Genomic DNA, 14,188 nt, shown 5'->3' on the forward strand with positions numbered 1-14,188 from the left:
GTGCACGCCCACACCCAGTTCCTGGGCCAGCGCCACGTCGCGGTTGAGCAGCACCTGCGCGCCACGCGTCGCGCACAGCGTCGCCGCGGTCCGCGCCAGCGGCGCCCACTGCTCGGCCGACAGGCTGCGCGCACGCAACTGCACGCGGCGCACGCCGGCGTCCAGCGCGCGCTCCAGCGCCGCCAACCAGGGACCCGGCTCGGCCGGCTCCGGCGTCACCAGGTAGCAGGCGGGCTGGCGCAGCATCGCCACCACCGGCTGGTCGGCCGGCGGCATCGCGTAGCGGCCCAGCTTGTCGGCGCTCACCCATGTCAGCGCCTGGCCCTCGCGGCCGCGCGGCGTGCCCTTCCACGCCGCCACCTGGCGCACTTCCAGGCGCAGCCGCTTGTCCGGGTAGCGCTGCGGCACTTCCATCAGCCACTCGCCGACGACGGCCTCGATGCCCAGTTCCTCCTGCAACTCGCGCACCAACGCCTGCTCCGAGGTCTCGCCGGGTTCGCGCTTGCCGCCGGGGAATTCCCACAGCCCGGCGAGGTCGCGGCCCTCGGTACGGCGGGTCAGCAGGATACGGCCGCGCGCATCGGTGATGACGCCGGCGACGACATGAATGGATCTGAGCGGTTCGGACATGGCGCAAGCTTGCCGTTTCCGGCAGCGCCAGCGCAATCAACCAGGGGCACATTGGCGCCGATCGGCTGTGGAGGGCAGCGACGCCCACGCAGCCAGGCAGTCCCCAGGCGATGGTCTTTTTGGCGGCGCGCCACTGATGGCAGGCGCTACCGCAGCAACGCCAGAGCGTCATCGGAAATGGCCGTGAGTGGGCGCTTGTCCGCCTGCAACGCTGCCCGGCGCGCGCCGCGCAACGCGCTGCGGCGGCGCGCATGGCGGTGATTGCCGCACTTCCACCACCGCCGCCTGCTCAGGCGCTCAGGCTTTGGCCGATCCGCCACAGCACGCCACCGGGGTCGTGCATGGTGAAGTCGCGCATGCCCCAGGGACGGTCCCCGGGTTCGCCCAGGCGTGCGCCGTAACGGCCCGCCAAATCGGCTGCCTGCAGCCGCCGCCACCAGGCATCGGCGTCCTCCACCCACAGATGCAGCACGAGGTTGTGCGCCAGGCCCGCGTGGTAGAAATCCTGCAGCAGGAACGCGCAACGGTCGCCATGGCGGAAGCAGATCAGGCCGTCGCCGAGCGGCTCGGGCGCGAAGCCTACGTCGGCATAGAACCGCGCCGACAGCGCGAGATCCTGCGCCGGCACGAAGGCCTTCAGTTCCAGGCTGGGCGAAGGCTCCACGGCAGGCCTACAGAGGCAATGGCGACATCGGCCAGCCTACGCGCCGCACGCACGGTACGCCACGTCGGCAAGCGCATCGCTCCAAGCCCTTCCCAAAAACAGAATGCCCCGCGCAAGGCAGGGCTATTCGCAAATGTGTGATCGACCCAGCACCTGCATCCGTCGCTCACTCCCTCGCCGAAGGGAGTGCACGAGCCGGCGTGGGGGTGTCATGGCTGGCGCCCCGGCACCCACAGCGTGCGACACCGAATGCGGAGCCGCCGCGCGATTGCGCAGCGGTCCGCGCAACGTCAGGCTCAGCTCAGCTGGCCGTGGCAGTGCTTGTACTTCTTGCCGCTACCGCAGGGGCACGGATCGTTGCGGCCGACCTTCGGCGCTTCGCGGGTCACCTGCGCCACGGTCGGCGCACCCGCCTCGCCGCGCTGCACCTGCTCGGCTTCCTCGTCGGCGCCGTAACCGCCGGCGTCCTGGTGCTGGAACTGGGCCTGGCGCAACTGCGCCTCCACCTGCTGACGCTCCTGCGCTTCGAGCGCGGCCACTTCCTCCTCGCTGCGGATGCGCACCCGCGCCAGCAGGGTGACCACTTCGCGCTTGGCGTGCTCCAGCATCTCAGAGAACAGCTCGAACGCTTCCTTCTTGTATTCCTGCTTGGGCTGCTTCTGGGCGTAGCCGCGCAGGTGGATGCCCTGGCGCAGGTAGTCCATGCGCGCCAGATGCTCCTTCCAGCTCTGGTCGAGCACGGTGAGCATCACGTGCTTCTCCAGCGCGCGCATGGTCTCGCCGCCGATCGCCGATTCCTTCTCGCGGAAATGGCGGTCCACTTCCTCGCGCACCTTCTCGACGATACCGTCCGCGTCCAGTTCCTCGTGGCGCTTGACCAGGTCGGTGATCGACAGCGACAGGCCGAGTTCGCTGGCCAGCGTGGCTTCCAGGCCCGGCAGGTCCCACTGGTCGTCCACCGAGTTCGGCGGCACGAAGCGCGACACGATGTCGTAGATCACGTCGTCGCGGATGCCGTCGACGTTCTCCTTGACCGACTCGGCGTCCAGCAGTTCGTCGCGCTGGGCGTAGATCACCTTGCGCTGGTCGTTGTTGACGTCGTCGAAGTCGAGCAGGTTCTTGCGGATGTCGAAGTTGTGCGCCTCGACCTTGCGCTGCGCCTTCTCGATCTGCCGGCTGACCAGCTTGTCCTCGATGACGTCGTCTTCCTTCATGCCCATCATGCGCATCGCCTTCTGCACCCAATCCGAGGCGAAGATGCGCATCAGGTTGTCTTCCAGCGACAGGTAGAACCGCGAGGAACCCGGGTCGCCCTGGCGGCCGGAACGGCCGCGCAGCTGGTTGTCGATACGCCGCGACTCGTGGCGCTCGGTGCCGATGATGTGCAGGCCGCCGGCGGCCTTGACCGCGTCGTGGCGCTCCTGCCAGGCCGCCTTCAGACGCGCGCGCGTCGCGTCGTCAAGCTCCTCGCCCAACGCATGCAGTTCGGCTTCCAGCGAGCCGCCGAGCACGATATCGGTACCGCGGCCGGCCATGTTGGTGGCGATGGTCACCGCGCCCGGCTGGCCGGCGTTGGCGACGATCTGCGCTTCGCGCTCGTGCTGCTTGGCGTTGAGCACTTCGTGCTTCACGCCCGCCTTGCGCAGGTGCTCGGACAGCATCTCCGAGGTCTCGATCGAGGTGGTACCGACCAGCACCGGCTGGCCGCGCTTGGCGCAGTCCTCGATGTCGGCCAGCACCGCGTTGAACTTGCCCTGGCGGTTGAGGAACACCTGGTCCGGCCAGTCCTTGCGGATGGTCGGGCGGTTGGTCGGGATCACCACCACTTCCAGGCCGTAGATGCTCTGGAACTCGTAGGCTTCGGTATCGGCCGTACCGGTCATGCCGGACAGCTTCTTGTACATGCGGAACAGGTTCTGGAAGGTGATGCTGGCCAGCGTCTGGTTCTCGCGCTGCACCGGCACGCCTTCCTTCGCTTCCACCGCCTGGTGCAGGCCGTCGGACCAACGGCGGCCCGGCAGGGTGCGGCCGGTGAACTCGTCGACGATCACCACCTCGCCGTCGCGCACGATGTAGTCGACGTCGCGCTGGTAGATCGCGTGTGCGCGCAGCGCCGCGTTGAGGTGGTGGACCACGCTGAGGTTCTGCGCGCCGTACAGGCGGTCTTCCTCGTCGGTGAGGATGCCGGCGGCGCGCAGCAGTTCTTCGGCGTGCTCCATGCCCGCCTCGGACAGATGCACCTGCTTGCCCTTCTCGTCGACCCAGAAGTCGCCCTCGCCCTCTTCCGACTCCTGCTTGACCAACTGCGGCACGATGCGATTGACGCGGATGTACAGCTCCGGCGACTCGTCGGCCGGGCCGGAGATGATCAGCGGGGTACGCGCTTCGTCGATCAGGATCGAGTCGACCTCGTCGACGATGGCGTAGTTGAGGCCGCGCTGGAAGCGGTCGGCCTTGGACAGCGCCATGTTGTCGCGCAGGTAGTCGAAGCCGAATTCGTTGTTGGTGCCGTAGGTGATGTCGGCGGCGTAGGCGGCGTGCTTGTCGCTGTGCGGCATGCCCGGGTACACCACGCCCACGCTCAGGCCCAGCCAGTTGTACAGCTTGCCCATCTGCGCGGCGTCGCGGCGCGCCAGGTAGTCGTTGACGGTGACCACGTGCACGCCCTTGTCTTCCAGCGCGTTGAGGTACACCGGCAGCGTCGCGACCAGGGTCTTGCCCTCGCCGGTGCGCATTTCCGCGATCTTGCCCAGGTGCAGGACCATGCCGCCGATCAACTGCACGTCGTAGTGGCGCATGCCCAGCACGCGTCGGCTGGCCTCGCGGCACACCGCGAACGCTTCCGGCAGCACCTTATCCAGGGTCTCGCCGCCGGCGATGCGGCCACGCAGTTCCGGGGTCTTGGCCTGCAGCTGCTCGTCGGAGAGCTGCTCCATCTCCGGCTCCAGCGCATTGATCTTGGCGACGATACGGTGGAGCTGGCGCAGTTGGCGCTCGTTGCGGCTACCGAAAACGCGAGTAAGCAGACTGTTGATCATTGAAGGAACCGGTTGGAAAGGAACGCCTCGACGGCCCGATCCCCAGGGAATCGACGGGCCGCAAACGAAACAGGGCGCGAGGCGCCCTGTCGATGGCAAAGCACATTGTAGCTTGGGGCGGCGCCCGGCGATTCAAGCGCCGGCACGCCAGCCCCCGCGCAGCTCAGCCACGGCCGCGGCGGCCCACCGGAATGGCGCCATCGCCGAGGAACTTGGCCGGGTTCACCACCACCCCGTCCTTCCAGACCTCGAAATGCACGTGGGCACCGGTGGAACGGCCGGTGGAGCCGGCCTTGGCCACTTCCTGGCCGACCCGCACCAGGTCGCCGACCTTCACCGACAGCCGCGAATTGTGCGCGTAGCGGGTGACATAGCCGTTGCCGTGGTCGACCTCGACCACGTTGCCGTAGCCGCCGCGCACGCCGGCGTAGCTGACCACGCCGTCGGCCACCGCCAGCACCGGGTCGCCGACGTTGGCGTGGAAGTCGATGCCCTTGTGGTTGCCGGTACCGCGGCCGAACGGATCGGCGCGGCCGCCGAAGGCCGAGGTGATGTAGCTGTTGCGGATCGGCATCCGCGAGGGCACCGCGTTCTGGTCCAGCTGGTGGTCGAACAGCAGCGATTCCAGCACCGACAGCTGCTGGCCGGAGGTGGCGAACTGCTGCTGCAGCCCGTCCAGTTCCTTGCCGAGCTGCTGCGCGGGCATGTCGTGGCTGGGCTCGTCGTCGCCGCCACCGACGCCGACCGGCTGGTCGAAATCGAACTCGCCGTCCTGCAGCTTGCCCATGCGGGTCAGGCGATCGCCGAGCGCGTTGAGCCGGGTCGCCTGCGCCTGCAGTTCGCCCAGCCGCGCCGCCAGGGCGTTGACCTGGGTCTGCGCGTCGCGGCGCACCTGCGCCAGTTCCTGGTCCTGCCGCTCGAGCTTGGCGCGCATCTGCGCCGAACCACCCCATCCGGCTGCGGCGCTGACGCCGATGCCGAGTACCATGCCGAGGCCGAGCACCGCACCGAGCGCGGCGAGGGGGCGACGATCGGCGAATTCGCGCAATCGCCACGGCAACGTCTTGACCCCCTTTTCACTGGAACGGATTACGATCTTCTTGAACGTCATATGAGTTTTCATGTCTAAGCGAAAGTCCGGCGAAGGCCATACCGCCACGCCGCAGCCGGCGCTGGACGCCGCACTGGCGGACAAGGCGGGCGACCCGTTGCGCCGCGCCCTGTGGCTCGACGCGCTGGACCGGCAGTTACGCCCCCATTTGCCGCCGAACCTGGCGCCCCGTTGCCGGTTGGCCAATGTGAACGGCGAACAGCTCGTTTTTCTCGTTGAGTCTCCGGTCTGGCACGCCCGGGTCAGGCTGGCCGAGGCCGACATACTTGCTGCGGCCCGTTCCCTCGGGCTGAAAGCCACCAAAGTGACCGTCAAGACTGCGACTGCACCCGCGCATTCCCCAATGCAGCAGGCAAGAAGCACGCCGGCTCCGGTTTCTGCGGCCACGCACAAGGGGCTGCGCGAGGCACTGGCTTCCCTGCAGGACGTCGTCTCCGCGACGCCCGATGCGACCACGGGCTCCGACCGTGGCCGTCGACGTACGTAGACACGCACGCCGCGACCGACGCATCCTAGCGGGCGTCGGGCGCGAGGTCGTTACCGATTCGTTAAATCGGCGTTAAGGGGAGAAGAAGGAACGGCCGATTGCCGATTCCGTGATACCCACCCGGCCGTCACCGGGTTGAACGGTTCAGGCGTAAGCCGCCGCCCCGTAGGCCACCGGCGCCTGCTGCGCGGCGGATTCGAAGCTGACCCATTCCCACGCCGCCTGCTCGGCGAGCAGGGCGCGGACCAGCTTGTTGTTCAGTGCGTGGCCGGACTTGTAGCCCTCGTAGGCGCCGAGGATGGCACCGCCGGCCAGGTACAGGTCGCCGATCGCATCGAGGATCTTGTGGCGCACGAACTCGTCGGCGTAGCGCAGGCCGTCGTCGTTGAGCACGCGGAACTCGTCGAGCACGATGGCGTTGTCCATCGAACCGCCCAGGCCGAGATTGCGCTCGCGCATGTACTCCAGGTCGCGCATGAAGCCGAAGGTGCGCGCGCGGGAGATTTCCTTGATGTAGGCCATCGTCGAGAACTCGATCTCCTGGCGCGACTGCTTGGCCGGAATCATCGGGTGGTCGAACTGGATGGTGAAACCGAGCTTGTAGCCGCCGTCGTAGGGCACGAAACGGGCGATCTTGTCGCCGTCGCGCACTTCGACCTCGCGCTTGATGCGGATGAAGCGCTTGGCCTTGTCCTGCTCGACGATGCCCGCCGACTGCAGCAGGAACACGAACGGGCCGGCCGAGCCGTCCATGATCGGCAGTTCGGCCGAGGACAGTTCGACGATGGCGTTGTCCACGCCGAGGCCGGCCATCGCCGACATCAGGTGCTCCACCGTCTGGATCTTGGCCTGGCCGCGGCTCAGGCCGGTGCACAGCGTGGTCTCGGTGACCAGCTCGGCATCGGCCGGCACGTCCACTGCCGGATCCAGGTCCACGCGTCGGAACACGATGCCGTGGTCGGCCGGTGCGGGGCGCAGGGTCATGTAGACCTTGTCGCCGCTGTGCAGGCCCACGCCGGTGGCGCGGATCGTGTTCTTGAGGGTGCGTTGCTGGGTCATGGCAGACAGTCTGGGAACGTCTGTTCGCACGGGAACTGAACAGACAACGAGAATATCACGCGTTTAGCTAAATTTTAACAAAGCGGTCACAGCATCCCATCGGTGCAACGCTGGCCCGTGCCGGCGTCGCGGTCGCAAAAACCTGCCGGGTCGCGGGGACCCGGCAGCAAGGGACACGGCGCGCCGGCCAGGGAGGCGCTCCTGGACGGCGGTGTTGCGGGCCGGCGCACGCGCCGGCCGATGACGCAGACCTCAGTCGGCCTGGCGGCGCAGGGCGGGCCGCTTGCTTGCGACGCACTGCGTCGCGAGCGGCCCCGCGCCCGGCCATGGATGGCCGGGCAGGCCCATCCGCAAGCCGGACGGCTGCGCCAAGGACGGCATCAGTCGGCCTGGCGGCGCAGGAACGCCGGGATGTCTAGGTAGTCGCTCGGCAGGTCGGCCGCGGCCGGCGCCGGTGCGGACGGCGCTGCGCCCATGCCGTCGCCGCTCGGACGACGCAGGCCCAGGCCCATCGCACCGCCGACCGCCTTGGACACGGCATCGCCGCCGTGCTCGAAGTCGCCGAACTCCGGCTGGCCGGTGGTGGCGTTGCGCACCAGCTTGATCGGCGCACGCTGCTCCGGACGCTGCGACTGGCGCGACACCGCACGGTTCAGGCCGGTGGCGACCACGGTCACGCGCACTTCGTCCTGCATGTCCGGATCCAGCACGGTGCCGACCACCACGGTGGCGTCCTCGGAGGAGAAGCCTTCGATGGTGCGGCCGATCTCGTCGAACTCGGCCATGGTGAAGTCCGGGCCGGCGGTGATGTTGACCAGGATGCCGTTGGCGCCGGCCAGGTTGACGTCGTCCAGCAGCGGGTTCTGGATCGCCGCTTCGGCGGCGGCCTGCGCGCGGTCGTCGCCGCGGGCCGAACCGGTGCCCATCATCGCCAGGCCCATTTCCGACATCACGGTGCGCACGTCGGCGAAGTCGACGTTGATCAGGCCCGGACGCACGATCAGGTCGGCGATGCCCTGCACCGCGCCCTGCAGCACGTCGTTGGCGGCGCGGAACGCCTGGATCATGGTGGCGTTGCGGCCGAGCACGGTGATCAGCTTTTCATTCGGAATGGTGATCAGCGAGTCGCAGTGCTGGCTCAGTTCCTCGATGCCCTTCAGCGCCACCTGCATGCGGCGGCGGCCTTCGAACGGGAACGGTTTGGTGACCACGGCCACGGTCAGGATGCCCATTTCCTTGGCCAGCTGCGCCACCACCGGCGCAGCGCCGGTGCCGGTGCCGCCGCCCATACCGGCGGTGATGAACACCATGTCCGCGCCCTGCAGCGCGTCCATGATGCGTTCGCGGTCTTCCAGCGCGGCCTGGCGGCCGACTTCCGGGTTCGCACCCGCGCCCAGGCCCTTGGTGACGTTGGTGCCGAGCTGCAGCTGCAGCTTGGCGCCGCAGTTCTTGATCGCCTGCGAGTCGGTGTTGGCGGTGATGAACTCCACGCCGTCCACGCTGCTGCTGACCATGTGCGCGACCGCGTTGCCGCCGCCGCCGCCCACGCCGACCACCTTGATCACTGCATTGGGTGCCATCTTTTCAATCAGTTCGAAATGCGCCATGTCCGTTTCCTCTTTGAGCCGGGATTCGGGATTGGGGATTGGGGATTCGGAAGTACTCCGATCCTGCGTCCCGCCTCTCCGTCCGGCGAGTGTTGTTGTTTGGATGCCGGGATTCGGGATTCGGGAGTGGGGATTCGCAAAAGCGACTCTCCGGTCCGTCACCCTCTCCGCAGCGGAATCACTGCAAAAAAACCTATCGTCTACCTACCGCTCTCCACTCTCTCTACCTACCGCTGTTGCTCCACCAATCCCAAATCTCCAATCCCGAATCCCGGCCTTATCAAAACTCGCCGCGATACCAGTTCTTCAATTTCTTGAACAAGCTGCCGGCGCGGCCGGTCGGCAGCGACGGGCGGCGTGGGTGTTCGATCTGGCTGCCCATCAGCAGCAGGCCCACGCCGGTGGCGTGGACCGGGTTGCCGACGACTTCGCCCAGGCCGGTGACGTGCTGGGGAATGCCCACGCGCACCGGCATCTGCACCATTTCCTCGGCCAGTTCGACCACGCCTTCCATCTTCGAGGCGCCGCCGGTCAGCACCATGCCGGCGCGCACCAGTTCCTCGAAGCCGGAGCGGCGCAGTTCCGCCTGCACCATCTCGAAGATTTCCTCGTAGCGGCCCTGCACCGCCTGCGCCAGCGAATGGCGCGGCATGCGCCGCGGCGGGCGGTCGCCGACGCTGGGCACCTGGATGCTTTCTTCCGCGGTGGCCAGCTGCGCCAGCGCGCAGGCGTAGCGCACCTTGATCTGCTCGGCTTCCGGGGTCGGCGTGCGCAGCATGTGCGCGATGTCGTTGGTGACGTGGTCGCCGGCGATCGGCAGCGAGGCGGTGTGGCAGATCGCGCCCTGCACGAACACCGCCAGGTCGGTGGTGCCGGCGCCCATGTCCACCAGCACCACGCCCAGCTCGCGCTCGTCGGCGGTCAGCACCGCCACCGAGGACGCCAGCGAGGACAGGATCAGGTCGTCCACCTGCAGGCCGCAGCGCTGCACGCACTTGCTGATGTTGGCCGCGGCCGACTGCGCGCACACCACCAGGTGCGCGTGCACCTCCAGGCGCACGCCGGTCATGCCGACCGGGTTGCGGATCCCTTCCTGCGAATCGTCCAGCACGTACTCGCGCGGGATCGCGTGGAGGATGCGCTGGTCGGCCGGGATCGCCACCGCCTTGGCCGCTTCCAGCACGCGGTCCAGGTCGTTCCAGGTCACCTCGCCGTCGCGGATCGGCACGATGCCCGGCGAGTTCTTGCACTGCACGTGGTTGCCCGAGATCGACGCGTAGACCGAGCGGATCTCGCAGCCGGCCATCAGCTCGGCTTCCTCGATCGCGCGCTGGATCGACTGCACGGTGGATTCGATGTCCACGACCACGCCGCGCTTGAGCCCGCGCGATTCGTGCGAACCGATGCCGATCACCTCGATCGGGTTGCCGGGCGAGTATTCGCCGACCAGCGCGACGACCTTGGAGGTGCCGATGTCCAGTCCAACGATGAGGGATTTGTCGCCTTTGCGGTTCATGTCTTGGAGCCGGAAATAGAGAATCGGGAATGGGGAAGGGAGAAGAGCGGGCTCTCGCGATGGGATGGAGGGTCGGCCAGTGCCGCGTGCCGCGCGGGCTGGGCCGGCGCCGCAGGCTTCTTCTCCTTGCCCGGCTCCTTACTCGGCTCTTTGCTCTCGGGTACCCATGCCACGGTGAATCCGTTGGTGTAGCGAAGATCGGCGCGCGCCAGCGGCGGCTGGCCCGGCTGCAGCAGTTGCGGCAGCACCCGGGCGAAGCGCTCCAGGCGCGCGCGCGCGTCGTCGCGGCCGACCACCACCTGCACGCCGTTGCCCAGCGCCAGCGACCAACTGCCGCGCGCGTCCAGGGCCACGCCCTGCACCGGCAAACCCACCGGCGCGAACAGTGCGCGCGAGGTGTTGTACAGCGCGACCACGTCGGCGGCCTTGGCGTCCGGGCCGGCCAGGTGCGGCAGGGCCACGTCGCGCAGTTCGTTGGGCAGGGCGAAGATGCGGCCCTGCTCGGACAGCATGCGGTCTTCGCCCCAGCGCGCGAACGGGCGGTGCTCGACGACGCGCACTTCCAGCACGTCCGGCCAGCGCTTGCGCACGCGCGCGCTCTCGACCCACGGCAGGCGCTCGATCGCGTCCTGCGCATCCTGCAGGCGCACCGCGAAGAAGCCGCGCCGCGCGTACGGCAGCACCACCTGACGCAACTGCTCGGCGGACACGCGCTTGAAATCGCCGCTCACCTGCAGCCGGCTCAGCGGCCAGCGCTCGGCCCCGACCCAGCCGTTGAGCACGGCCACGATCGGCAGCGCGACCAGGGCCAGCGCCAGCAACCAGGCGAGGATGCGCAGGGAGGCGTTCATTGGCGCACCTTTCGGTGCGCGGGATTGGGGATTGGGGATTGGGGATTGGCGCAACGCGCGCAGCGGAACTCGCCGGCGGCGCGAAGCGCCGACGGTGCGAATCCCAAATCCCGAATCCCCAATCCCGGCGTCACAGCGTCTGCTCCAGGATGCGCCAGCACAGGCCGGCGAAATCCACGCCCAGCTGCGCCGCGGCCTTGGGCACCAGCGAATGGCTGGTCATGCCCGGGGCGGTGTTGACCTCGATCAGTTGCAGGCCGCGCACGCGGTCGCGCATCACATCCACGCGGCCCCAGCCGCTGCAGCCGGCCGCGGCGAAGGCCTGCAGCGCGAGCTGGCGGATCTCGGTCTCGTCCTCACCGTCCATGCCCGGGCACAGGTACTGGGTGTCCTCGGCGATGTACTTGGCGTGGTAGTCGTACCAGTCGCCGGCGGGGACGATGCGGATCGACGGCAGCGCGACGTCGCCGAGGATGCCGACGGTGTACTCCTCGCCCTGCACCATCTGCTCCATCAGCAGTTCGCCGCGGTAGTCGGCGGCAAAGGCGCGCACCGGCGCCAGGTCGGCCTCGGACAGCACGCGGAACACGCCGACGCTGGAGCCTTCGCAGGCGGGCTTGACGAACAGCGGGTAGCCCAGCGCGGTTGCGGCCACGGCCAGGTCGGCCTGGGCGTCGATGCGGGCGAAGCCCGGGGTCGGCAGGCCGGCGGCGATCCACACCTGCTTGGTGCGGATCTTGTCCAGGGTCAGCGCGCTGCCGAGCACGTCGGGACCGGTGAACGGCACCTGCAGGGCGCGCAGCAGGCCCTGCAGCACGCCGTTCTCGCCGTCGCCGCCGTGCAGGATGTTGAACACGCGATCGACCTCGCCGGCGCGGATGCGCTCGAGCAAGGCGGGAATGCCGTCCACCGGCTGCGCGTCGACGCCGCGGCTGCGCAGCGCCTCGAGCACGTTGGCGCCGGAGTTCAGCGACACCTCGCGTTCGCTGGAGGTGCCGCCGAGCAGCACGGCGACGCGGCCGAACGCGGCCGGGTCGGTGACGCGCGGCGGCGGCAGGGTCTGCGCGCTCATGCGTCGGCTCCGCCGGCGAAGCCGTGCTGGGCGATGTGCTGGGCCACGTAACCGATGTCGCCCGCGCCCATCATCAGCAGCAGGTCGCCGTCCTGCAGCACGTCCGGCAGCACGCTGTCGAGTTCGCCGACCTGGCCGACCACCACCGGTTCGCTGCGGCCGCGCGCGCGGATCGCGCGCGCCAGCGAGCGTGCGTCTGCCCCCGGGATCGGCGCCTCGCCGGCCGGGTAGACCTCGCTGAGCACCAGCGCGTCCACTTCCGACAGCACCGCGGCGAAGGCGTCGAACTGGTCGCGGGTGCGGCTGTAGCGATGCGGCTGGAACGCCACTACCAGGCGCTTGTCCGGCCAGCCGCCGCGGGCGGCGGCGAACACCGCGGCCAGCTCGCGCGGGTGGTGGCCGTAGTCGTCGACCACGCGCACGCGCGCGCCGCCGGCGGTGGTCACTTCGCCCAGGTCGTTGAAGCGGCGGCCGATGCCGGCGAAGCTCTGCAGCGCGCTGGCGATCGCCTCCGGCGCCACGCCCAGTTGCCAGCCGATGGCGGCGGCGGCCAGCGCGTTGAGCACGTTGTGGCGGCCCGGCAGCGCCAGGGTCACCGGGATGCTGCTGCCTTCGGGCAGGCGCAGGGTGAAGCGCATGCGCGGGCCGTCCTGCACCACGTCCTCGGCGCGCACGTCGGCGTTCTCGCTGAGGCCGTAGCTCATCACGTGGCGCGGGGTCTTCGCCGCCAGCGCGGCCACTTCCGGATCGTCGATGCACAGCACCGCCAGGCCGTAGAACGGCAGGCGCTGCAGGAACTCGGCGAACGCGGCCTGGACCCGGGCGAAGTCGTTGCCGTAGTTCTCCAGGTGATCGGCATCGATGTTGGTGATGACCGAGATCAACGGGTTCAGGCGCAGGAAGCTGCCGTCGCTCTCGTCGGCCTCGGCCACCAGCCACTGGCCGCCGCCGAGCTTGGCGTTGGCGCCGGCGGCGAGCAGCTGCCCGCCGATCACGAAGGTCGGGTCCAGCCCGCCTTCGCTGAGCACCGCCGCGGCCAGGCTGGTGGTGGTGGTCTTGCCGTGGGTGCCGGCCACCGCGATGCCGCGGCGGAAGCGCATCAGTTCGGCGAGCATCGCCGCGCGCGGCATGATCGGAATGCGCTGGCTGCGCGCTTCCATCAGTTCCGGGTTGTCTTCGCGGATCGCGCTGGACACCACCACGCAGTCGGTACCGAGCACGTTGGCCGCCGAGTGCCCGCGCATCACCCGCGCGCCGAGCTTGACCAGGCGTCGGGTGGCGGCATTGTCGGCGTTGTCCGAGCCGGACACCTCATAGCCCAGGGTCAGCATGACCTCGGCGATACCGCTCATGCCGGTGCCGCCGATGCCGACGAAGTGCACGCGCGGGAACGCACGGACCAGATCACCGGTGTCGTGGAGGCGGCGGATCATTGCTGGCCTCCTGCGGAGGCGGGAATGGGGAAACGGGAATCGGGAATTGGAAGAAGCGCGGCGGCTGCAGCGATCCGTGCCTGCCGCGTGTTCGTGTCTGCGTGTGTCACTGCGTGATTCTGCCCTTGATTGTGCTTGTACCCATTCCCCATTCCCGGTTCTCCATTCCCGGCTTCTTCCAAAACGATGTCCGCAATCCGCTCGGCCGCATCCGGCTTGGCCAGCTGGCGCGCGGCCTCGGCCATTGCCAGGCGCTGCGCCGGCTGCGCCAGCAGGTCGCGCAGCACGCGCTGCAGGTGGCCGGCCAGGGCATCGTCCTGCTTCAGCAGCACGGCGGCGCCGCGCTCGACCAGGTATTCGGCGTTGCGGGTCTGGTGGTCGTCGACGGCGGCGGCGAACGGCACCAGCACGCTGCCGATGCCGACCGCGCACAGTTCGGCCAGGGTCGAGGCGCCGGCGCGGCACACCACCAGGTCGGCCCAGGCGTAGGCGGCGGCCATGTCGCCGATGAAGGCTTCGACGCTGGCGGCGACGCCTGCATCGGCATAGGCGCGCGCGGCTTCCTCGCGCAGCGCTTCGCCGCACTGGTGGCGCACCTCGACGGCCGTGCCGAGCGCGGCCAGCGCCTGCGGCAGTGCCTGGTTGAGTACGCGCGCGCCCTGGCTGCCGCCCAGCACCAGCAGCCGGGGCGCGCCGTGGCGCGCCGCCAGGCGCTGCGCA

General features: G+C 69.1%; 12 protein-coding genes. 1 reads left to right on the plus strand and 11 read right to left on the minus strand.

What is annotated here, in order from left to right; translation table 11 throughout:
* The 4 genes from D183_RS0114550 to D183_RS0114565 form a co-directional block, all read right to left on the minus strand.
* Window positions 1–630: Nudix family hydrolase (locus D183_RS0114550; protein WP_017909645.1), on the minus strand; the 630-nt coding region annotated here is incomplete at its 3' end.
* A gap of 289 nt (window positions 631–919) precedes the next feature.
* Complete coding sequence (locus tag D183_RS0114555) at window positions 920–1,294, minus strand: VOC family protein (protein ID WP_017909646.1); 375 nt, start codon at window positions 1,292–1,294, stop codon at window positions 920–922.
* A 296-nt stretch (window positions 1,295–1,590) separates the two neighbouring features.
* Window positions 1,591–4,332: a preprotein translocase subunit SecA gene (gene secA / locus D183_RS0114560; RefSeq protein WP_017909647.1), complete on the minus strand. Its 2,742-nt coding sequence runs from the start codon at window positions 4,330–4,332 to the stop codon at window positions 1,591–1,593.
* Between the two features lie 163 nt (window positions 4,333–4,495).
* Window positions 4,496–5,443 carry a peptidoglycan DD-metalloendopeptidase family protein gene (locus D183_RS0114565; protein WP_017916714.1) on the minus strand — a complete coding sequence of 316 codons (948 nt, stop codon included), beginning with the start codon at window positions 5,441–5,443 and terminating at the stop codon, window positions 4,496–4,498.
* Between the two features lie 10 nt (window positions 5,444–5,453).
* Between D183_RS0114565 and D183_RS0114570 the strand changes: the two genes are divergently transcribed.
* Window positions 5,454–5,930 carry a DUF721 domain-containing protein gene (locus D183_RS0114570; protein WP_017909649.1) on the plus strand — a complete coding sequence of 159 codons (477 nt, stop codon included), beginning with the start codon at window positions 5,454–5,456 and terminating at the stop codon, window positions 5,928–5,930.
* Between the two features lie 144 nt (window positions 5,931–6,074).
* Here D183_RS0114570 and lpxC read toward each other — a convergent pair whose 3' ends face one another.
* The 7 genes from lpxC to D183_RS0114605 all read right to left on the minus strand — a co-directional run.
* Entirely contained in the window at window positions 6,075–6,989 is a 915-nt protein-coding gene (lpxC, locus tag D183_RS0114575; protein WP_010340119.1) for a UDP-3-O-acyl-N-acetylglucosamine deacetylase, read from the minus strand.
* Between the two features lie 380 nt (window positions 6,990–7,369).
* Window positions 7,370–8,596 (minus strand): cell division protein FtsZ, encoded by a 1,227-nt coding sequence (ftsZ, locus tag D183_RS0114580; RefSeq protein ID WP_017909650.1) that lies wholly within the window; start codon window positions 8,594–8,596, stop codon window positions 7,370–7,372.
* A gap of 280 nt (window positions 8,597–8,876) precedes the next feature.
* Window positions 8,877–10,112: a cell division protein FtsA gene (gene ftsA, locus D183_RS0114585; RefSeq protein ID WP_010340121.1), complete on the minus strand. Its 1,236-nt coding sequence runs from the start codon at window positions 10,110–10,112 to the stop codon at window positions 8,877–8,879.
* Entirely contained in the window at window positions 10,109–10,963 is an 855-nt protein-coding gene (locus tag D183_RS0114590; protein WP_017909651.1) for a cell division protein FtsQ/DivIB, read from the minus strand. The genes ftsA and D183_RS0114590 overlap by 4 nt, the downstream gene beginning before the upstream one ends.
* 130 nt (window positions 10,964–11,093) lie before the next feature.
* Window positions 11,094–12,035, minus strand: a complete 942-nt coding sequence (locus D183_RS0114595; RefSeq protein ID WP_017909652.1) for a D-alanine--D-alanine ligase — start codon at window positions 12,033–12,035, stop codon at window positions 11,094–11,096.
* Window positions 12,032–13,468 carry a UDP-N-acetylmuramate--L-alanine ligase gene (gene murC / locus D183_RS0114600; RefSeq protein ID WP_010340124.1) on the minus strand — a complete coding sequence of 479 codons (1,437 nt, stop codon included), beginning with the start codon at window positions 13,466–13,468 and terminating at the stop codon, window positions 12,032–12,034. The genes D183_RS0114595 and murC overlap by 4 nt, the downstream gene beginning before the upstream one ends.
* On the minus strand, window positions 13,465–14,188 hold a 724-nt coding region (locus tag D183_RS0114605; protein ID WP_017909653.1), incomplete at its 5' end, for a glycosyltransferase. The genes D183_RS0114605 and murC, both read right to left, overlap by 4 nt.

Origin of the sequence: Xanthomonas sp. SHU 199 (genome assembly GCF_000364665.1) — a bacterium.
In the GTDB taxonomy this organism is placed as follows: Bacteria; Pseudomonadota; Gammaproteobacteria; order Xanthomonadales; family Xanthomonadaceae; genus Xanthomonas_A; species Xanthomonas_A sontii.